The sequence below is a fragment of the Helicobacter pylori genome, assembly GCF_900120335.1.
Classification (GTDB): Bacteria; Campylobacterota; Campylobacteria; order Campylobacterales; family Helicobacteraceae; genus Helicobacter; species Helicobacter pylori_BU.
On sequence record NZ_LT635477.1, the window covers coordinates 1,521,877 to 1,540,997 of the forward strand.

Genomic DNA, 19,121 nt, shown 5'->3' on the forward strand with positions numbered 1-19,121 from the left:
AAACAGCTAAAATACTGCTTCTTTATTTTTTACTCTTATGCATGCGATGGCGTGCGGTGTGCGGAAGTGGCGAAATTGGTAGACGCACTAGACTTAGGATCTAGCGCCGCAAGGCATGAAGGTTCGATTCCTTTCTTCCGCACCATTTCATCAACGAATGGGAAGCAAAAGATTAAACAAAACAATCTAACTCAGTTTGATTAAAAGGCATGCGGTGAATAAAATTTTAGAGGAATGACTAAGATTTGAAGCCCTAAATGAAACCCATTCTATTAAAACCCTCAAAAGTTTTTAAAACGCCATGAGCGATGCTTTTCACGCTCTCTAAATCTAAATTCGCATGACAAGGCAAGGAAATTTCAGCGTTATAAAAATCCTCTGCGCTTTTTAATGGGGCTGTGTTGAAGAGCTGTTGATACAATTGGTACTGGTAAATGGGCTTGTAATGCACTTGAACTAAAATGCCAAGTTTGTGCAAACTTTCTAAAATGAGTTTTTTGCATGTAAAAAATTTTTGGCACATTAAAATAGGATAAAGGTGGTTAGAGCTTTGGTGTTTTAACAAGGGGTGTAGGGGGGTGAAATAAGGGTTATCTTTAAAAATCTCATCATAGGTTAGAGCGATTTCTTCTCTTTTTTGCATTAAAAAGGGGGCTTTTTTAAGTTGGCTCAAACCCAAAGCGCTTTGGATTTCATTCAAGCGGAAGTTATGCCCTATGCTTTTGACTTCGCCTTCAAAAAAATCTTTTTTGAGCATGCCATGAGAGCGAAACGATTTCATTTTTTCATGCAATTCGCTATCGTTAGTAACGACCGCTCCCCCTTCAGCCGTGGTGATAGGCTTAATGGCATGGAAACTGAACACGCTCGCTAACGCAAAACCTCCTACTTTTTTGTTTTGATACTCGCTCCCTAGAGCATGCGAGCTGTCAGAAAGAAAACTCAAAGAATGCTTTTTGCAAAGCCTTTGAATGCTTTCTATTTCCACGCTTTTACCGGCATAATCCACGCTCACCATGGCTTTGGTTTTTTTAGTAATAAGCTTTTCTAGGGCCAATTCATCTATATTGCCATCGTTTTTAACTTCGGCAAATACGGGTTTATAACCGCTTTCTAAGAGCATGTTAGCCGTCGCTACAAAGCTTATAGGGGTGGTGATTATTTCATTACGATCAGCGTTAAAATCGCTAAAATTCCTATAGAGCGTTAAAAGGGCTGAAGTCGCGCTATTAAACACTAACGCATGCTTAACGCCCAAAAACTCGCATAAAGCTTCTTCAAATAAGAGAGAATATTTGCCCTGCGTGAGTTGTTTGGAATTTAAAACTTCTAAAACAGCCTTTTTATCTTCTTCGTCTAAACAAGGCTCGCTATAAGCAAACTTTTTCAAGCGAGCAAGTCTTGCAAGCGAGATGGGGTGATCTTGCTTGTGTCATGGACATCTTGGAATTTTTGAGCGTTCAATCTTGTTTTATCTAAGGTGTTGTATTCCTTGTTCAAATGATTCGTTTCAGCGAGCTGTTTTTTCCACTGGTGCAAAGAGTTTTGAATGCTTTCTTTTTCACTTTCTAATGATTTTGAAAATTTTTCCAAAGCCTTCGTGTCATCAATATCAATATTGCTAGGGAGTTTCAAACTATCGTTGCCTGATTTTTGGTTGAAAGAATCAATCGCTTTATCCAAACGGCTTTTAAAACGCTCAAAATCGCTTCGATCTTTTTCATTGTTATGAGCGTAAGATTTAGAAATCCCTACCAATTCTTTAGCGTCTTTATCCATGCCTTTTAAGCTTTTAAGACGGCTTTCTAAATCCCCTATGGCTAGGTTATCCTGCTTGGCTTGTTTGGCTAATTTGATCTTTTCATCATTCTCTGAAAGATTTTGAATTTCCTTATTTTCTTCTTTTCTTGCGTGCGGACTAACCCTTTGACTATGGTAATCCCTCATCGTTAAAGGCGGGTTATAATGATTTGAAATCTTAGACATCCTATCCTCCATTTCGTTTGATTTTCTTAAAGATAAGACAAGCAAACTCTATTCCTAAAATATTTTGATCCACTCAATTCTATCTAAAAATATTAATCTAACTCTAAAATCCTCTCTAACTCTTTGATGAGGTTTGCAATTTCTTTCAGTTCTTTAAGATTGAGGGTGAGCTTATCATTGACTTGATTATCAGGATTGATTGGCACCAATTGCTTTTTAAACTCATTTTGTTTCATACAATATTTTCTTTCTTTATGAATGTAATGGATTTCATCTTTTTTAAAAATTCTATAAAGCAATTGGTCTTCGCACACTCCTAAGCAAATCAAAAAATCATAGTTGTATCGTGGGTTTATACCATTGAATTGAAAAGTGTTGTTGGTTCTGCTTTTTGCGCTGTTTTGACCTCAAAAGACACACCGCTTTTTGTCATAATATCGTATTCATCATGAATAATGCCATCATTGATCACTTCATCTATAGCGTTAAAACTCTTCGCCAATCTGCCCTATAGCGTTGGCTTCAAAATCTCTAATTTTTGAAAAAATAGCGTTGTAATCTTGCCCTAAATTCAATTCTTTATGTTTTTTTTCAATAATTTTTAAAAAAGTTTGTTCCAAATCCATCAATTATCCTTTAAACTATCCAAATGATCATGTAGGGCTTGAAAAATATGGCTTTTTCCTAAATGATAGCAAGAATTAGTCGCTAAACTTGCGTATTTTGTCCAATCAATTTCTTTGAATAGTTTTTTTAATTTAGCGTTTAAAACCTTGTCAGCACTGGTGAATACCACAGCAATACCAGATTGATACTTAACTTCTTCAAAGTTCTCTACAATTTGTGTGCTTTTATAAAAAGTTGATGAAATGTAAAAAGACGCTTTTTGATTAAAAATCCACTCTTTACCGCATTCTCTGTTTTTAGCCAATGAAACCGTGAAAACCTTGATATATTCGCCAAAGGGTTCTTTATGGCGATTCTTATACCAAGAAAATTCATTTTTTTTATTTTGATACTTTTTACTCCAAATTTGAAACACGCAATGCACATCCACTTCTTTATTTTTAAAATCTATAAACGCATTTTTTTCTAAGCGTTCGCTATAAAGCAGATTTAAACCTTTCACACGATACTTAATAGAGCCTTTTCCTTGACTTTCAAAGAACATGGGTAGGATAAAACACACAAAATCACAATTTCTAGCATGGTTGATAAATTCTAACGCCATAACCCCACGATGCCCAAAAGGAGGGTTGCCCAAGCAAATCACTTTTTGATGTGTGGGCAATTTATAATTTAAAAAATCGCATTGAATGAAACCATCTCTTTTAGGTTCAATATCTATACCGATGCGTCTATTTTTAGGGAATAAGTCATAAAACACCCCATCGCCTGCGCTTGGCTCTAAAAAAATAAAGTCATCTGGATTTTCGTATTTTTTAATAACTTCACAAGCTTTTTGGAAGCATTTTAAAGCCACACTAGGTTTAGTGAAATACTGATCTAGAACATTGCTAGAATTTTCTTTCATCTCATTGCCATTGACATAGCGTTTAGAGGTAATTTCTTTAAACAGGGTTTGCATGAAAAAATTTTACTACAAAATTATAAAACTTAATGCTGACTTTTTCTGATCGCTTAAAACCCTTAAATCATGCTTAAGAAAATCCTTAAAACTTAAAAATTTTCTTCTAAATACTTCGTGTGGATTTTTGCTTGCCTGAAATCCGCATTTTCAAGCATTTCAATATGAAAAGGAATGGTCGTTTTAATGCCTTCTACTTTAAATTCCTTTAAAGCCCTTTTCATCTTAGCGATCGCTCTTTCTCTGTTTTCACCCCACACGATGAGCTTGCCAATCATAGAATCATAGTTCGTAGGCACGACATAATTGGCATGCGCGTGCGAATCAAGGCGCACATTCACCCCACCAGGGGCGATCCATTCAGTGATTTTACCCGGGCTTGGGTAGAATTTTTTAGGATCTTCTGCCGTGATTCGGCATTCTATCGCATGCCCTTTGAGAGAAAAGCTTTCTTGTTTGGGCAATTTTTCGCCTTGAGCGATTTTAATCATCCACTCAATGAGGTTTAACCCGCTCACCATTTCGCTAATGGTGTGTTCCACTTGCAAACGAGTGTTCATCTCCATGAAATAAAAATCTTTCATGTTAGAATCAAGCAAAAATTCAAAAGTCCCAGCCCCCACATAGCCGATGTATTTAGCGGCCTTAATCGCTGTTTCTAGCAAACGCTTACGAACGCCCTCTTCTAAAACCACCGCCGGGGTTTCTTCAATGAGCTTTTGCTGGCGTCTTTGCACCGAACAATCCCTTTCGCCCACATGAATGACATTGCCATGCTTGTCGGCTAGAATTTGGACTTCAATGTGCTTGGGCTTGTTGATGAATTTTTCTAAATACACGCTCCCATCGCCAAACGCGCTCAAAGCTTCTGTTTCTGCGGCTAGATAAAGGTTTTTAAGCTTGGATTTATCTCCTACGACACGCATTCCCCTTCCGCCCCCACCAGCGGCCGCTTTAATGATGACAGGATAACCGATTTTATCAGCGATTTCTTCGGCTTCCTGATAGCTTTTAAGCAGCCCTTCACTACCCTCAATCACAGGCATGCCGGCTTCTTTCATCACGATTTTGGCTTTAGCTTTATCGCTCATTAAAGCCATGACTTTCGCGCTTGGGCCAATAAATTCCAAAGAATGGTGCGAGCAAATTTCTACAAAGTTTTGATTTTCACTCAAAAACCCATACCCGGGGAAAATCGCATCGGCTTCAAACAATTCCGCCGCGCTGATGATCGCAGGGATATTCAAGTAACTCTCGCTGGATTTTGCCCCCCCTATACACACTTTTGCGCTAGCCGTATTGAGGTAGTGGGCGTCCTTGTCAGCGATAGAATAAATGGCTATGGATTCTTTACCCATTTCTTGAATGGTTTGGATCGCTCTTAAAGCGATCTCGCCTCTATTAGCGATCAAAATGCGTGAAAGCTCTTTTTTTTCTACCTTTTTATTTTCTTTATTCATGGGTTTTAAAGCTTTTCCACTTTGATGAGTTTTGTGCCGTATTCTACCGGCTGAGCGTCTCCCACTTCAATAGAAACCACCTTACAAGGGTATTCCACTTCAATTTCATTCATGATTTTCATCGCTTCCACAATGCCAATAATTTGCCCTTTTTTAAGCGTATCGCCCGCTTTGACATAAGGCTCAGCCCCAGGGGAGGGCGCATGATAAAAAGTGCCTACCATGGGCGAAAGCACGAAATCTTCTTTTTTATCCACAATAGGGGTGCATACCATAGGCACAGGGGTTTGAACGCTTGGCATGCTCGCTTCTACCATGATGGGGGCTTGGATGGAGGTTTGAGAATGAGCGGGATTTAGCGCATTTTTTTTCGCATAAGCGGATTCTTTATCCAAAACCAACTCAAAATGCTCATGCTTTAATTTCAAATGCCCTAAATCAGAAGCTTTAAATTCTTTGATCAACTCTTCAATTTCAGAAAGGTTCATAACGATCTATTCCTTATATTATTTTAAAATATGCCACAAACACATAATCTTACTAACCATAAGCGTTTTTAGCAAAAAATTATTGTTATAATAACATAATTATTAACAAACTTTAAAGGCTTTGTGCGTATGGGATTAAAAGCGGATTCTTGGATTAAAAAAATGAGTTTAGAGCACGGCATGATTAGCCCTTTTTGCGAAAAACAAGTCGGTAAGAACGTGATCAGCTATGGTTTGAGCAGTTACGGGTATGATATTAGAGTGGGGAGTGAGTTCATGCTCTTTGATAACAAAAACGCTTTAATTGACCCTAAAAACTTTGATCCTAACAATGCGACTAAAATTGATGCGAGCAAAGAGGGTTTTTTTATCTTGCCCGCTAACGCGTTCGCCCTAGCCCATACGATAGAGTATTTTAAAATGCCTAAAGACACTTTAGCGATTTGTTTAGGCAAAAGCACTTACGCCAGGTGCGGGATTATCGTGAATGTTACGCCTTTTGAGCCGGAATTTGAAGGCTACATCACGATTGAAATTTCTAACACTACTAATTTACCGGCTAAAGTCTATGCCAATGAGGGGATCGCACAGGTGGTGTTTTTACAAGGCGATGAAGTGTGCGAGCAAAGCTATAAAGACAGAGGCGGTAAGTATCAAGGGCAAGTGGGCATCACTTTGCCTAAAATTTTGAAATGATTTGAAGAAAGATAAAAGCATTTATCCTTTGGGCGTTGTTTATTTTTTAATACAAACAATACCGCAATTTCTTAAAAATGTATTACAATACGAAATTTCAGTTTCTATTGAGTTACAGACTCTTTGAGAACAAAACGCTAAACCGTTTAGGAAATTTAGGAAATTACCATGCTAAGGCTCGTTAGTAAAACGATTTGTTTGTCTTTAATCGGCTTGTTCAACCCTTTAGAAGCCTTTCAAAAACACCAAAAAGACGGCTTTTTTATAGAAGCCGGGTTTGAAACCGGGCTATTAGAAGGCGCGCAAACTAAAGAAGAAACAATAACCCAAAACACCCAAAACACTCAAAAAATCTATGAAAACCCCCTAACCTACCCCCAAACTAAAGAACAACCCAAAGAACAAAACAAAAGCGATACAGCCACCCCACAAAGCGTCTATGGGAGATACTACATACCCCAAAGCACCATTTTAGAAAAAGCAACCGAACTATTCACTACGGACAATATAGAAAATGGCTTAACTTTTTATTCTCAAAGCCCTGTGTATGCGAATATGGTTAATGGGAGCGTAACCATACAAAACTTTCTGCCTTACAATTTAAACAATGTTGAACTTAGTTTTAAAGACGCTCAAGGCAAGGTAATCAATTTAGGCGTGATAGAGACTATCCCTAAAGATTCTCAAATCATTCTGCCTGCAAGCTTGTTTAATGATTCAGAGTTTGAACAAGCTGATAGCTTTAATTACCAACAACTTCAAGCCACTGCCACACAATTTTCTGATGCTAACACGCAAAGTTTGTTTGAAAAGCTCAGCCAAATCACAACCAATGTAACGATGAGTTATGAAAACGCCGATACCAACAATTTTAAAGGTAATTGCCATGATTGTGTGTCAGATTTCACCCCACAAACCGCAGAAGAATTGACCAATTTGATGTTGGATATGATTGCGGTGTTTGACTCTAAATCTTGGGAAGAAGCCGTTTTAAACGCTCCTTTCCAATTTTCTAACAGCTCATCAGAGTGCGGCTCTGACTTTCCTAAGTGCGTGAATCCTTTCAATAACGGGCGTGTCGCTCCCATCTATGAAAAATACGTGCTAACCCCACAATCCGTTATAGATGCGTTTAGAAGAACGATCAATCTTGAAGTGAATATCCTAAAATCAGGGTTTGTAGGGCTAGGGTATGAACTTGATGATAATGATGGTAATCTTGGGATAGAAGCTTCTGCCTTAAATCCTGAAAAATTGTTTGGTAAAACTTTGAACAAAGTTGATATTGTGGAATTAAGAGACATTATCCATGAATTTAGCCACACTAAAGGCTATACGCATAATGGGAACATGACTTATCAAAGGGTGCGCTTGTGTCAAGAAAACGGCGGAGCCATACAAGAATGTGAGGGTGGAAAAGAAGAATTAGTCAATGGGAAAGAAGAATTAAAATTTACAAATGGTAAAGAAGTGAAAGATCAGGATGGTTACACCTATGATGTATGTTCTTTTTATAAGGACAACTACCAAGTCTATACAGCGGGCAATTACCCCAATTCCATCTACACCAATTGCGCTCAAGTCCCCGCTGGGCTTATAGGGGTTACTACCGCTGTTTGGCAACAGCTCATCAATCAAAACGCCCTCCCCATTAATTTCGCTAACCTAAATAGCCAAACCAGCCATTTAAACGCTGGGTTGAATGCGCAAAATTTTGCAACCTCTATGGTCAGTGCGATCACGCAAAATTTTTCCACCACTTCCACCACCACTTACCACTCTTCAAGTAAAAATTTTAGAAGCCCTATTTTAGGGGTTAATGTTAAAATAGGCTACCAACATTATTTCAATGACTACATCGGGTTAGCCTATTACGGCATCATCAAATACAACTACGCTCAAGCTAACGATGAAAAAATCCAGCAATTAAGCTATGGTGGGGGAATGGATGTGCTGTTTGATTTCATCACCACTTACACCAATAAAAAGCAAGACCATCCAACTAAAAAAGTTTTTGCTTCTTCTTTTGGGGTGTTTGGGGGGTTAAGGGGCTTATACAATAGCTACTATGTCTTCAATCAAGTCAAAGGAAGCGGTAATTTAGATATAGTAACCGGGTTTAATTACCGCTACAAGCATTCTAAATATTCCATAGGCGTTAGCGTTCCTTTAATCCAAAGCGGTATTAAGATCGCTTCTAATAATGGTATCTATGCAGACTCTGTTATTTTGAATGAAGGGGGCAGTCATTTTAAGGTGTTTTTTAATTACGGGTGGATTTTTTAAATTTTAAAACTTTGCTTTACTTGAAGTTTTTTAGCAAAAAATTAAGTTTTTAGAATTTGTTTTTAAAACTTTTGCAATGCCCCCTAAATTTGCGCGATACTCGCTACAAACACGCACGCGCTCTCAGACTTTAGCACCATATCTAACGGGATGCGATAAATTTCACGCTCTTTAAAATACTCCCTTTCTTGTTCGCTAAAGCCTCCTTCAGGCCCTATGATAATACCCTTTTCAAAATTCGCGCTTGCGGGTAAGGTTTCGCCGTTAAAATCCAAAACGCTCGCTTTTGGGTAGGTGTTTAACATTTCTTTGGTGTTTGGAAACGCTTCCAATTCCATTAAAACGCTGCGGCCACATTGCTCGCAAGAATGGATCAAAATCTTTTGGAAGCGCTCTAATTTGGCGCTGTCTATTTTTTCATTACGCTGGCTAAAATCCGCATAGAACAAACTCAACTTGCTCACGCCTAACTGGTTTAAAAAAGGCAAAATTTTTTCAACGCTTTTGATTTCAATCACGCTTAAAATCAAATGCGTTTTTTTATTAGCCATAATCTCTAATGGTTGTGCACCCACTAGCCTTAAAAGGGCGTGTTTTTTAGTGATTTCTGCATGCTCATAGGTGTATAAAAAGCCGTCTTTTAAATTCCTTAAATCCAAACGACTCGCGCTTTTGATACGCCTTGAACGGTATAAATGGATGTAACTCTCGCTTTCTATTTTTAAAGTAGGCTCTTTGGCTAAAGGGTGGTAGACAAAACGCATTCAAATGCCCATTAACACAACAATAAGAATCGTTTCTAAAAAATACAGGATTTTAGCTTTTTTGATATAGGCTTTCATCCTTTCTTTTTTGGTGATAGCGAATTTCACGCTTTTATGGCGTTTGATTTCTGCTATCAGCATCAACAATAACCCTAAAAGCATGACAACAGCGCTAAAAGAAAATTCAAATTGTTGCATCGCCCAAATAAAAACCCCACTCAAAAGAGCGATGCTTAAAAGAATGTAAATCGCTGGCATGACAAGATAGATTTTTCGGTTCAATTGGATGAAATTTTTTTCTTTAAAAAGGGTGTAAAGATTGATCATAAACGCTAGGGCGAGCAAGGCGGCAAAAAAGGCATGGATCAGCAAAGATTGAGCCATCACAGAAGAATCTTGTGTATTTAATGCTTGCAAACTCATCTCTAACATTAACTTCTTTCTAACGATTTATTTTTTATTAATCGTTTTATTTTAGCATGCACTAATGAATTTGATCAATGAAAAGCTTAATAATTTAGAAAATAACGCCGCAAAATCCCCCAAAGAAGCGGTTGTTCTTTTGAATATGGGAGGGCCTAACAGCCTTTATGAAGTGGGGGTGTTTTTAAAAAACATGTTTGATGACCCCTTTATCCTTACCATTAAAAATAATTTCATGCGTAAAATGGTGGGTAAAATGATCGTCAGTAGCCGCATAGAAAAATCCAAAAAAATCTATGAAAAATTAGGAGGCAAATCCCCTTTAACACCTATCACATTCGCCCTTACAGAGCGTTTGAACGAATTGGATCCTTCTCGTTTTTACACTTATGCGATGCGTTATACCCCCCCTTATGCGTCTATGGTTTTGCAAGATTTAGCCTTAAAAGAAATAGAAAGCCTGGTGTTTTTTTCCATGTATCCGCAATATTCTAGCACCACCACGCTTTCTAGTTTCAATGACGCTTTTAGCGCTCTCAAATCCTTAGAAACTTTCCGCCCCAAGGTGCGAGTGATAGAACGCTTTTATGCTGACAAAAAGCTTAATGAAATCATTTTAAACACGATTTTAAGCACCCTAAACAACCGCAAAAGCCAGGATTTTGTCTTAATCTTTTCCGTCCATGGATTGCCTAAAAGCATTGTTGATGCCGGCGATACTTACCAGCAAGAATGCGAACACCATGTGAGTTTGTTAAAAGAGTTGATGCAGCAAAAAAATATCCCTTTTAAAGAGGTTTTACTCTCTTATCAATCCAAGCTAGGGCCTATGAAATGGCTAGAGCCAAGCACTGAAGAATTGATAGAAAAGCACCGCAAGTCTAATATCATTATCTACCCTTTAGCTTTCACGATTGACAATTCTGAAACGCTTTATGAATTAGACATGCAATACCGCTTGATGGCAGAGCGCTTAGCGGTTAAGGAATATTTGGTTTGCCCATGCTTAAACGATTCCATAGAGTTTGCAAAATTTATCATTGAATTAGTGAAAAACCTTAAAAGTGAGTGAAATCTGCATAAAAAAGCGATTATTATAGTAAAATACCGGGTTTTCAAATCTATTAAACAATAAAGGTTATTACATGTTTTCACTTTCTTATGTTTCCAAGAAATTTTTAAGCGTGTTGCTGTTGATTTCGCTGTTTTTAAGCGCTTGCAAATCCAACAATAAAGACAAATTAGACGAAAATCTTTTAAGCTCCGGCTCTCAAAGCTCCAAAGAATTGAACGATGAGCGAGACAATATAGACAAAAAGAGCTACGCTGGTTTAGAAGATGTTTTTTTAGACAACAAGTCCATTAGCCCTAATGATAAATACATGCTTTTAGTTTTTGGGCGCAATGGTTGCTCCTATTGCGAAAGGCTTAAAAAAGATCTCAAAAATGTCAAAGAATTGCGCAACTATATTAAAGAGCATTTTAGCGCTTACTATGTCAATATCAGCTATTCTAAAGAGCATAATTTTAAAGTCGGCGATAAGGATAAAAATGATGAAAAAGAAATCAAAATGTCCACCGAAGAATTAGCACAAATTTATGCCGTCCAATCCACCCCTACGATTGTTTTATCCGATAAAACCGGCAAAACCATCTATGAATTGCCGGGCTATATGCCTTCTGTGCAATTTTTAGCCGTGTTAGAATTTATCGGCGATGGGAAGTATCAAGACACGAAAAACGATGAGGATCTCACTAAAAAATTAAAGGCTTACATCAAGTATAAAACCAACCTTTCTAAGAGCAAGTCCAGCTAGAGAATGAGAATGAAAAACCTTAAGAGCTTGCTCTCTTTTTTGTTCGCTTCTTTTTGGGTCGCTATCCCTTTAATCGCGCTCTACGCTTGTGCGTGCGCGATAGCCACTTTTATAGAAAACGATTACGGCACGAGCGCGAGTAAGGCTATCGTGTATAACACCCCTTGGTTTAATTTTTTGCATGCGTATTTGTTGGTGGTTTTAATAGGCACATTCATCAATTCTAAAGCTTTAGAGCGCAAAAGGTATGCGAGCCTTTTTTTCCACAGCTCCTTGATTTTCATCATTTTAGGGGCAGCGATCACGCGCTTTTTTGGCGTGGAAGGCCTTATGCATGTGCGAGAAAACAGCACGCAAAGCTCTTTTGAAAGCGCGGACACTTACCTTAATATCACCCTAAATGACGAAAAAAAACTTTCTTTAAAAACGCCTTTAACCTTTTATTATTCCAAACGATTAAAACCCATTCATACCACATTAGATCACAAGCCTTTGATTTTAGAACCTTTAGAGATTTACAAGCAAAACGCCATTAAAAAAGATGACGCTACCATTTTAGTGTTGAAAGCGACTTATAACGGCGTGAGCCACAAATTCAACCTCATTAAAAACAACAGGAATGAAGGCATAGAAGAAAGCGAGATGTTTAAAGACGACAAGCTCTCTTTAAGTTTTGGATCCGCTTATATTGAATTGCCCTTTCAAATCAAACTGAAGCGTTTTGAATTAGAGCGCTACGCTGGCTCTATGAGTCCCTCATCTTACGCTTCAGAAGTGGAAGTGTTGAAATTGGATAACACCTTAATCAAACCTTATAGGATTTTCATGAACCATGTCTTAGATTATGAAGGCTATCGCTTTTTCCAATCTTCCTACGACATGGATGAAAAAGGCACGATCCTTTCTGTCAATAAAGATCCGGGTAAAATCCCCACTTATTTAGGGTATGCGATGCTTATTTTGGGGGCTTTGTGGTTGCTTTTGGATAAAAAGGGGCGTTTTTTAAAGCTTTCACGCTTTTTAAAATCCCAACAAATCGCTAGTTTCTTATTCGCTTTAATTCTAGTCAGCCCTTTTACTTCTTCGTTCGCCAATGAAGGCCAAATTGACATGCATGGGGGCAAAAGCGCTAAAATTGAGCGACAAAAGATAGAAAATCCCACCAATAAAGAAGATTCTAAAAGCACGATTTTAGAGCGTTTGAAACGTTTAAGAGAGTATTCCAAAGACCACTTAAAAGCCTTTCAAAGGCTTCAAGTCCAAGATTTTGATGGGCGTATCAAACCCCTTGATACCATCAGCATTGAATACATTCATAAGATTTTAAGGAAAGATGATTTTCAAGGGCTAAACGCCATGCAGGTGCTTTTAGGGATCATGTTTTTCCCTAACGATTGGCGTAGCGTTAAGATGATTTACGCTTCCAATAAAGCCTTAAGAAAGCTTATCGGCACGCCTTTAGACGAAAGCCGTATCGCTTTTAGAGATGCGTTTGATAGCCGTGGGTATAAATTAAAAAATTTGGTTGAAGAAGTCAATCAAAAATCCCCCAATGCGCGCAACGAGTTGGATAAAGACGCGCTAAAAGTAGATGAACGCATCAACTTAGTCTATACGCTTTTTAGCGCTCAATTTTTACGCATTTTCCCTAGCGATAAAACCACCGCTTGGCTCTCGCCCATTGAAGCGATCAACAGCCCCAATAAGGAAATTTCAAGCGTGGCAACGGAGTTCTTAAAAAATATTTTTAGCGGGTTTGATGACGCTTTAAAAACCAACCAATGGGATAAAGTAGGAAAAACCCTAAAAGATTTAAGCGTCTATCAGCAAGAGCATGCCAAAAACCTCTATTTATCTTCTTCTAAAGTGGATTCTGAAATTTTCTTAAACCACACCAATTTTTTTAACAGCCTGACCTTGCCTTATATCTTTCTTGGGTTGTTGCTTTTTATCGTTGTGATCAGCTCTTTGGTTAAAAACACGACTCCAAATATTTGGCTCACTAAAATCCTTTATATGGCTATCTTGCTTTGCGCGATCGCTCATTCTATGGGGTTAATCTTGCGTTGGTATGTGAGCGGGCATTCGCCTTGGAGTAACGCTTATGAATCCATGCTTTATATCGCATGGGCTTCTGTTATCGCAGGGTTTGTTTTACGCTCCAAACTCGCGCTATCGGCTTCTAGCTTTTTGGCCGGTATCGCGCTCTTTGTGGCTCATTTAGGCTTTATGGACCCTCAAATCGGCCCTTTAGTGCCGGTGTTAAAATCCTATTGGCTCAATATCCATGTCTCTATCATCACCGCTAGTTATGGCTTTTTGGGCTTGTGTTTTGTGCTAGGGATTTTAAGTTTGGTTTTGTTTATTTTGCGCAAACAAGGGCGTTTCAATTTGGACAAAACCATCCTTTCCATTAGCGCTATCAATGAAATGAGCATGATTTTAGGCCTGTTCATGCTCACAGCCGGGAATTTTTTAGGCGGGGTGTGGGCGAATGAATCTTGGGGGCGCTATTGGGGGTGGGACCCTAAAGAAACTTGGGCGTTGATTTCTATTTGCGTCTATGCCTTGATCTTGCATTTGCGTTTTTTAGGCTCTCAAAATTGGCCCTTTATTTTAGCGAGCAGCAGCGCGCTAGGGTTTTATTCGGTTTTAATGACTTATTTTGGCGTGAATTACTACCTTTCTGGCTTGCACAGCTATGCCGCAGGCGATCCCTTGCCGATCCCTACTTTTTTATACTTTTTGGTAGCGATACCTTTCGCTCTCGTGATCTTGGCGTATTTCAAACGCCATTTGAGTTTGCCTAAATTGGTTTAAAAGATAAAGATGTTCCAACCCTTACTAGACGCCTTTATAGAAAGCGCTCCAATTAAAAAAAAAATTACCTTTAAATCTCCCCCCCTAAAAATCGCTGTGGCGAATTGGTGGGGAGGCGCTGAAGAATTTAAAAAGAGCGCTCTGTATTTCATCTTAAGCCAACGCTACAAAATCACCCTCCACCAAAACCCCAACGAATTTTCCGATCTTGTCTTTGGCAGTCCTATTGGATCAGCCAGAAAAATTCTCTTTTATCAAAACACTAAAAGGGTGTTTTACACCGGTGAAAACGAAGTCCCTAATTTCAACCTCTTTGATTACGCCATAGGCTTTGATGAATTGGATTTTAGAGATCGTTATTTGAGAATGCCTTTATATTACGCTAGCTTGCATTACAAAGCCGAGAGCGTGAATGACACCACCGCGCCCTACAAACTCAAAGACAACAGCCTTTATACTTTAAAAAAGCCCTCCCATCATTTTAAAGAAAAACACCCCCATTTATGCGCAGTAGTGAATGATGAGAGCGATCCTTTGAAAAGAGGGTTTGCGAGCTTTGTCGCAAGCAACCCTAACGCTCCTATAAGGAACGCTTTCTATGACGCTTTAAATTCTATTGAGCCAGTTACTGGGGGAGGGAGCGTGAGAAACACTTTAGGCTATAACGTCAAAAACAAAAGCGAGTTTTTAAGCCAATACAAATTCAATCTGTGTTTTGAAAACACTCAAGGCTATGGCTATGTTACTGAAAAAATCATTGACGCTTATTTCAGCCACACCATTCCTATTTATTGGGGGAGTCCTAGCGTGGCGAAAGACTTTAACCCTAAAAGTTTTGTGAACGTTTGTGATTTTAAAGATTTTGATGAAGCGATTGATTACGTGAGGTACTTGCACACGCACCCAAACGCTTATTTAGACATGCTCTATGAAAACCCTTTAAATGAAATTGATGGGAAAGCTTACTTTTACCAAGATTTGAGTTTTAAAAAAATCCTGGATTTTTTTAAAACGATTTTAGAAAACGACACGATCTATCACAATAACCCTTTTGTTTTCTATCGTGATTTGAATGAGCCGTTAATATCTATTGATGATTTGAGGGTTAATTACGATGATTTGAGGGTTAATTATGATGATTTGAGGGTTAATTATGATGATTTGAGGGTTAATTATGATCGCCTTTTACAAAACGCCTCGCCTTTATTAGAACTCTCTCAAAACACCACTTTTAAAATCTATCGCAAAGCCTATCAAAAATCCTTACCTTTGTTGCGCGCTGTAAGAAAGTTGGTTAAAAAAATGGGTTTGTAAAATTGGGGGTAATCAAACCCCTTGCGCTATCATCGCAGACGCCACTTTTCTAAAACCAGCGATATTAGCCCCTAAAACGAAATTAGTAGGGTCTTTAAACTCTTTAGCGGTTTGAGAAACATTCTTATAAATCTCTTTCATAATATGGTGTAATTTCGCATCCACCACTTCAAAACTCCAAGGGTGCATGCTCGCGTTTTGCGCCATTTCCAAGCCGCTCACGCTCACCCCCCCAGCATTAGCCGCCTTGCCTATACCATAAGAAATCTTAGCCTGTAAGAACAATTCAATCGCTTCATTGCTTGAGGGCATGTTCGCCCCTTCAGCCACGCATTTACACCCATTAGAAAGGAGGGTTTTAGCGTCTAAAACGCTCAATTCATTCTCAGTCGCGCTAGGAAAAGCCGCAAAACAGGGCACATGCCACACCGCATTCCCCCCTTTGGGGTAATTCTCTGTTGGGGTGTATTTCGCGCTAGTTTTTTCTAAAGCGTATTCTTTGATCCTCCCACGACGCGCCTCTTTAATCTCTTTTAAAAGCTCTAAATCAATGCCGTCTTTATCATAAATCATGCCATTAGAATCGCTCGCCGTTACCGGTTTGGCTCCTATTTGAAGCAATTTTTCAATGGTATAAATAGCGACATTACCGCTCCCAGAAACGCTGCAAACCTTGCCCTCTAAAGAGCTGTTCCTTTCTTGCAGCATTTCTTCTGCAAAATACACGCACCCATAACCGGTAGCTTCTTTTCTGCACAAGCTCCCCCCATAAGTGAGCCCTTTACCGGTCAATACGCCCTCAAAACGATTGACTAATTTTTTATATTGCCCAAACAGATAGCCAATCTCTCTTTCGCCCACTCCAATATCCCCAGCTGGCACATCAGTCGTGGCTCCAATGTGGCGGTATAATTCGTTCATGAACGCCTGGCAAAAACGCATGATCTCATGCTCGCTCTTCCCTTTAGGGTCAAAATCGCTCCCCCCCTTAGCGCCCCCCATAGCCAAAGTGGTGAGCGAATTTTTCAACACTTGCTCAAAGCCTAAAAACTTGATCACGCTTTCATTCACGCTAGGGTGGAATCTCAAGCCCCCTTTATAAGGGCCAATAGCCGAATTGAATTCAACCCTACACCCCCGATTGACTTGGATTTGATGGTTATCATCTAGCCAACACACCCTAAAAAAAATCTCCCTTTCAGGCTCAACCAAACGCTCTAAAATCGCATGCTTTTCATAGCTTTTATCGCTGTCTAAAAGGGGTTTTAAAGAAGTGATAGCTTCATAGACGGCTTGATGGAATTCTTTTTGATAGGGGTATTTTTTCTGTAAAGACTGGAGAATTTTTTCAACATACATGAGCGGCATCCTTTATTGTTTTAAGTGTTTTTATTGTAACACTAAAAGGGTAATTAAGTTTTAACCTTATCTTAAAAAACTTTTTAAAACGCCCACAAACCCTCTATCAAAGCCGCTCAAATCCTTGTAAAACTCTGCATCATAACCGCAAAACTCCAAGCATTCTTTCAAGCTTTTTAACTGGTCATACCCCATTTCACAAACCAAAAAAGGGATCTTTAATTTAGCGGCTAAAAAAACGATTTCTTTTAAGATTTCATCGCCTTTAACCCCCCCAAAAAGGGCTTCGTGCGGTTCTTTGAGGACGGATTTTTCCAAAGGATAATTTCTAGCGATATAAGGCGGGTTAGAGACAAGCATTTCTATCGTTGGCATGCGATCCCAAAGGCGCGTTTGTTTTAAAAAAACACGCTCTTTTAAACAAAAGCGTTCAATATTTTTTAACGCCACTTCTAAAGCGTTTGGTGAAATATCGCTCGCATAAATAGAGAGATTAGGGTTTTCTAAAGCCAAACTCACGGACACGCAAGCACTCCCTATGCCGATTTCGCCTATTTCTTTTAAGTGGTATTGAGAAATAATATCAAGGGCTTTTTGGACTAAAATCTCCGTTTCAGGCCGTGGGATTAAAACATGCTCATTCACAAAAAAAGAGCGCCCATAAAAATCACAGCTTTCTAATAAATACTCTATGGGGCAGTCATTCAAACGCTTTTCTACCAATTCAAAAAAGCGTGCCTCTTCTTTGTGGCTTAATTCCAAATGCTCATGCGTGTGCAAAAAAACCCTTTCTTTTTGCAAGACAAAGCCTAATAAAATTTCAGACTCTAACCCCCCCCTAAAGCCTTTTGGCGATAATTCTTTTTTGGCTTTATTTAGGGCTTGTGAAAGGGTCATTCAATTTCATAATCCAAAGCTTTCAAGCGCTCTAATAGCGGCGGGTGCGTGAAATGCAAGAAAACATAAAAAGGGTGCGAATAGGGGAACGCTTTATTTTCATTCACAATGGACACTAACGCTTTGGCTAAAACCTCTTTAGAGCTTAAACTCGCCCCAAACTTGTCCGCATTGTATTCGTTCTTGCGGCTAAAAAACCCGATCAAAGGCATGGCGTAAAAGGAAAACACCGGCAAAAACAAGAGTAAAATCGCAATCAAACTCGCTGGCGTTTGCGAGACATTAAAGCCTTCAAAAACCAACGGCGGCAAATGAGCGATCAGAGCAAAAACAAGAGCGAGCAAGCCTCCCATAATCCCTAAGCTTTTCAACAAATCCTTATTTTTAAAATGCCCTAACTCATGCCCTAAAATGGCTAAAAGTCCTTCTGTCCCAACCTTAGAGATCAAAGTGTCAAACAACACCACCCGCTTGTTTTTACCCAAGCCCCCAAAATACGCATTCAGTCGCCCATCCCTCTTGCTAGCGTCCATCACAAAGATACCTTGAGATTTAAAACCCACCTTATCCATCATGCTTTCAATTTGACTTTCCAAATCCCGGTTATTCAAGGGGGTGAATTGGTTGAAAAGCTGAGCGATTTTAGGGTAAAAAAGATTAGCCAGCATCATAAAAACAAACATGACAAAAAACGAGCTAATCTCCCAATGCTCCACATGTTCAATGATCATAATGAGAGCGTAAATCAACAACAACCCCACGCCTAAAGTGAGCGATAACCCTTTGAAAAAATCCTTAAAAAACAACGACAAACTCACCTTAGAAAAGCCAAATTCCTTATCCAAATGCATGGTGGTGTAGTAGCTAATGGGTAAAGCTAAAACGCTTTGAATCGCTAAAAACAACAAGGCAAAAACCAAGTAACCTAGCGTTTCAGGAAGGTTTAAATAATGCGTCAAATCTTCTAAATGCGTCAAACCAAAAAAGACCCAACCAGCAAAGATGATTCCGTCTAAAATTTGAGAAATAATGGATAATTGCATTTTCCTAATGGCATAATTTCCTGCTTCTTCATAATCCTTTTGTGGGAGTAAAACAGGTTTTTCGCAGAGCTTTTGGCGGATAAATTTCAATTGCAAAATATCGCCCACAATGTAAGGAGTCGTAAAAAAGAGCAAATAAAAAATACAGATTATCATATCTATCCATATATCAAGCATATT

General features: G+C 38.9%; 16 protein-coding genes, 1 tRNA gene and 1 pseudogene. 7 read left to right on the forward strand and 11 right to left on the reverse strand.

Annotated features, from left to right (window positions below; genetic code table 11):
* Positions 1-60 precede the first annotated feature (60 nt).
* Positions 61-145 (forward strand) — tRNA-Leu (locus CS889_RS07520).
* A 108-nt stretch (positions 146-253) separates the two neighbouring features.
* Here the strand turns inward: CS889_RS07520 and pseC are convergent.
* The 6 genes and pseudogenes from pseC to accB all read right to left on the reverse strand — a co-directional run bounded on the left by pseC (position 254) and on the right by accB (position 5,522).
* Positions 254-1,390 (reverse strand): UDP-4-amino-4,6-dideoxy-N-acetyl-beta-L-altrosamine transaminase, encoded by a 1,137-nt coding sequence (pseC, locus tag CS889_RS07525; RefSeq protein WP_089087294.1) that lies wholly within the window; start codon positions 1,388-1,390, stop codon positions 254-256.
* On the reverse strand, positions 1,387-1,986 hold the full coding sequence (locus CS889_RS07530; RefSeq protein ID WP_078244912.1) for a Laminin subunit alpha-2 precursor: 600 nt from the start codon (positions 1,984-1,986) through the stop codon (positions 1,387-1,389). Before CS889_RS07530 ends, pseC begins: the two co-directional genes overlap by 4 nt.
* Before the next feature lie 92 nt (positions 1,987-2,078).
* Positions 2,079-2,612 (reverse strand): annotated as a pseudogene (locus CS889_RS08570) (restriction endonuclease).
* On the reverse strand, positions 2,612-3,574 hold the full coding sequence (locus tag CS889_RS07540; protein WP_089087295.1) for an SAM-dependent methyltransferase: 963 nt from the start codon (positions 3,572-3,574) through the stop codon (positions 2,612-2,614). Before CS889_RS07540 ends, CS889_RS08570 begins: the two are co-directional and overlap by 1 nt.
* 92 nt (positions 3,575-3,666) lie before the next feature.
* On the reverse strand, positions 3,667-5,034 hold the full coding sequence (locus tag CS889_RS07545) for an acetyl-CoA carboxylase biotin carboxylase subunit (RefSeq protein ID WP_089087296.1): 1,368 nt from the start codon (positions 5,032-5,034) through the stop codon (positions 3,667-3,669).
* A 5-nt stretch (positions 5,035-5,039) separates the two neighbouring features.
* A complete protein-coding gene (gene accB, locus CS889_RS07550; RefSeq protein ID WP_001053775.1) occupies positions 5,040-5,522 on the reverse strand; it encodes an acetyl-CoA carboxylase biotin carboxyl carrier protein in 483 nt (160 codons plus the stop codon).
* Positions 5,523-5,651: 129 nt separating this feature from the next.
* Here accB and dcd point away from each other — a divergent pair, with 129 nt between their 5' ends.
* Complete coding sequence (gene dcd, locus CS889_RS07555) at positions 5,652-6,218, forward strand: dCTP deaminase (protein WP_000523105.1); 567 nt, start codon at positions 5,652-5,654, stop codon at positions 6,216-6,218.
* Positions 6,219-6,386: 168 nt separating this feature from the next.
* Positions 6,387-8,504 carry a porin family protein gene (locus CS889_RS07560; RefSeq protein WP_089087297.1) on the forward strand — a complete coding sequence of 706 codons (2,118 nt, stop codon included), beginning with the start codon at positions 6,387-6,389 and terminating at the stop codon, positions 8,502-8,504.
* A gap of 83 nt (positions 8,505-8,587) precedes the next feature.
* On the opposite strand, the gene CS889_RS07565 is transcribed toward CS889_RS07560, so the two are convergent.
* Both CS889_RS07565 and CS889_RS07570 read right to left on the reverse strand, forming a co-directional pair.
* Positions 8,588-9,268, reverse strand: coding sequence for a 16S rRNA (uracil(1498)-N(3))-methyltransferase (locus CS889_RS07565; RefSeq protein WP_089087298.1), 681 nt, complete (start codon positions 9,266-9,268; stop codon positions 8,588-8,590).
* Complete coding sequence (locus CS889_RS07570; RefSeq protein ID WP_000892115.1) at positions 9,269-9,700, reverse strand: hypothetical protein; 432 nt, start codon at positions 9,698-9,700, stop codon at positions 9,269-9,271.
* A gap of 55 nt (positions 9,701-9,755) precedes the next feature.
* Between CS889_RS07570 and hemH the strand changes: the two genes are divergently transcribed.
* The 4 genes from hemH to CS889_RS07590 all read left to right on the forward strand — a co-directional run bounded on the left by hemH (position 9,756) and on the right by CS889_RS07590 (position 15,642).
* Positions 9,756-10,763 (forward strand): ferrochelatase, encoded by a 1,008-nt coding sequence (gene hemH, locus CS889_RS07575; protein ID WP_089087299.1) that lies wholly within the window; start codon positions 9,756-9,758, stop codon positions 10,761-10,763.
* A gap of 73 nt (positions 10,764-10,836) precedes the next feature.
* The gene (locus CS889_RS07580; protein ID WP_000492189.1) at positions 10,837-11,508 is read left to right on the forward strand and encodes a SoxW family protein; all 672 of its coding nucleotides are present in this window, start codon (positions 10,837-10,839) and stop codon (positions 11,506-11,508) included.
* A 9-nt stretch (positions 11,509-11,517) separates the two neighbouring features.
* Positions 11,518-14,328: a cytochrome c biogenesis protein gene (locus tag CS889_RS07585; RefSeq protein ID WP_089087300.1), complete on the forward strand. Its 2,811-nt coding sequence runs from the start codon at positions 11,518-11,520 to the stop codon at positions 14,326-14,328.
* A 9-nt stretch (positions 14,329-14,337) separates the two neighbouring features.
* A complete protein-coding gene (locus CS889_RS07590) occupies positions 14,338-15,642 on the forward strand; it encodes a glycosyltransferase family 10 domain-containing protein (RefSeq protein ID WP_089087301.1) in 1,305 nt (434 codons plus the stop codon).
* A gap of 12 nt (positions 15,643-15,654) precedes the next feature.
* Here the strand turns inward: CS889_RS07590 and gdhA are convergent, their stop codons facing one another.
* From gdhA to CS889_RS07605, 3 genes are all read right to left on the reverse strand, one after another.
* Complete coding sequence (gene gdhA / locus CS889_RS07595; protein WP_000289193.1) at positions 15,655-17,001, reverse strand: NADP-specific glutamate dehydrogenase; 1,347 nt, start codon at positions 16,999-17,001, stop codon at positions 15,655-15,657.
* Positions 17,002-17,067: 66 nt separating this feature from the next.
* On the reverse strand, positions 17,068-17,898 hold the full coding sequence (locus tag CS889_RS07600; protein ID WP_089087302.1) for a peptide chain release factor N(5)-glutamine methyltransferase: 831 nt from the start codon (positions 17,896-17,898) through the stop codon (positions 17,068-17,070).
* The gene (locus CS889_RS07605) at positions 17,895-19,118 is read right to left on the reverse strand and encodes a M48 family metallopeptidase (RefSeq protein WP_089087303.1); all 1,224 of its coding nucleotides are present in this window, start codon (positions 19,116-19,118) and stop codon (positions 17,895-17,897) included. The genes CS889_RS07600 and CS889_RS07605 overlap by 4 nt, the downstream gene beginning before the upstream one ends.
* Between the last annotated feature and the right edge of the window lie 3 nt (positions 19,119-19,121).

Coding starts and splice junctions, on each gene's coding strand:
- CS889_RS07540 (WP_089087295.1), bottom strand. CDS start 3,574: ATGCAAACCCTGTTTAAAGAAATTACCTCTAAACGCTATGTCAATGGC.
- dcd (WP_000523105.1), top strand. CDS start 5,652: ATGGGATTAAAAGCGGATTCTTGGATTAAAAAAATGAGTTTAGAGCAC.
- CS889_RS07590 (WP_089087301.1), top strand. CDS start 14,338: ATGTTCCAACCCTTACTAGACGCCTTTATAGAAAGCGCTCCAATTAAA.
- accB (WP_001053775.1), bottom strand. CDS start 5,522: ATGAACCTTTCTGAAATTGAAGAGTTGATCAAAGAATTTAAAGCTTCT.
- CS889_RS07530 (WP_078244912.1), bottom strand. CDS start 1,986: ATGTCTAAGATTTCAAATCATTATAACCCGCCTTTAACGATGAGGGAT.
- CS889_RS07600 (WP_089087302.1), bottom strand. CDS start 17,898: ATGACCCTTTCACAAGCCCTAAATAAAGCCAAAAAAGAATTATCGCCA.
- CS889_RS07585 (WP_089087300.1), top strand. CDS start 11,518: ATGAAAAACCTTAAGAGCTTGCTCTCTTTTTTGTTCGCTTCTTTTTGG.
- CS889_RS07605 (WP_089087303.1), bottom strand. CDS start 19,118: ATGCTTGATATATGGATAGATATGATAATCTGTATTTTTTATTTGCTC.
- hemH (WP_089087299.1), top strand. CDS start 9,756: ATGAATTTGATCAATGAAAAGCTTAATAATTTAGAAAATAACGCCGCA.
- CS889_RS07580 (WP_000492189.1), top strand. CDS start 10,837: ATGTTTTCACTTTCTTATGTTTCCAAGAAATTTTTAAGCGTGTTGCTG.
- CS889_RS07565 (WP_089087298.1), bottom strand. CDS start 9,268: ATGCGTTTTGTCTACCACCCTTTAGCCAAAGAGCCTACTTTAAAAATA.
- gdhA (WP_000289193.1), bottom strand. CDS start 17,001: ATGTATGTTGAAAAAATTCTCCAGTCTTTACAGAAAAAATACCCCTAT.
- CS889_RS07560 (WP_089087297.1), top strand. CDS start 6,387: ATGCTAAGGCTCGTTAGTAAAACGATTTGTTTGTCTTTAATCGGCTTG.
- CS889_RS07545 (WP_089087296.1), bottom strand. CDS start 5,034: ATGAATAAAGAAAATAAAAAGGTAGAAAAAAAAGAGCTTTCACGCATT.
- CS889_RS07570 (WP_000892115.1), bottom strand. CDS start 9,700: ATGTTAGAGATGAGTTTGCAAGCATTAAATACACAAGATTCTTCTGTG.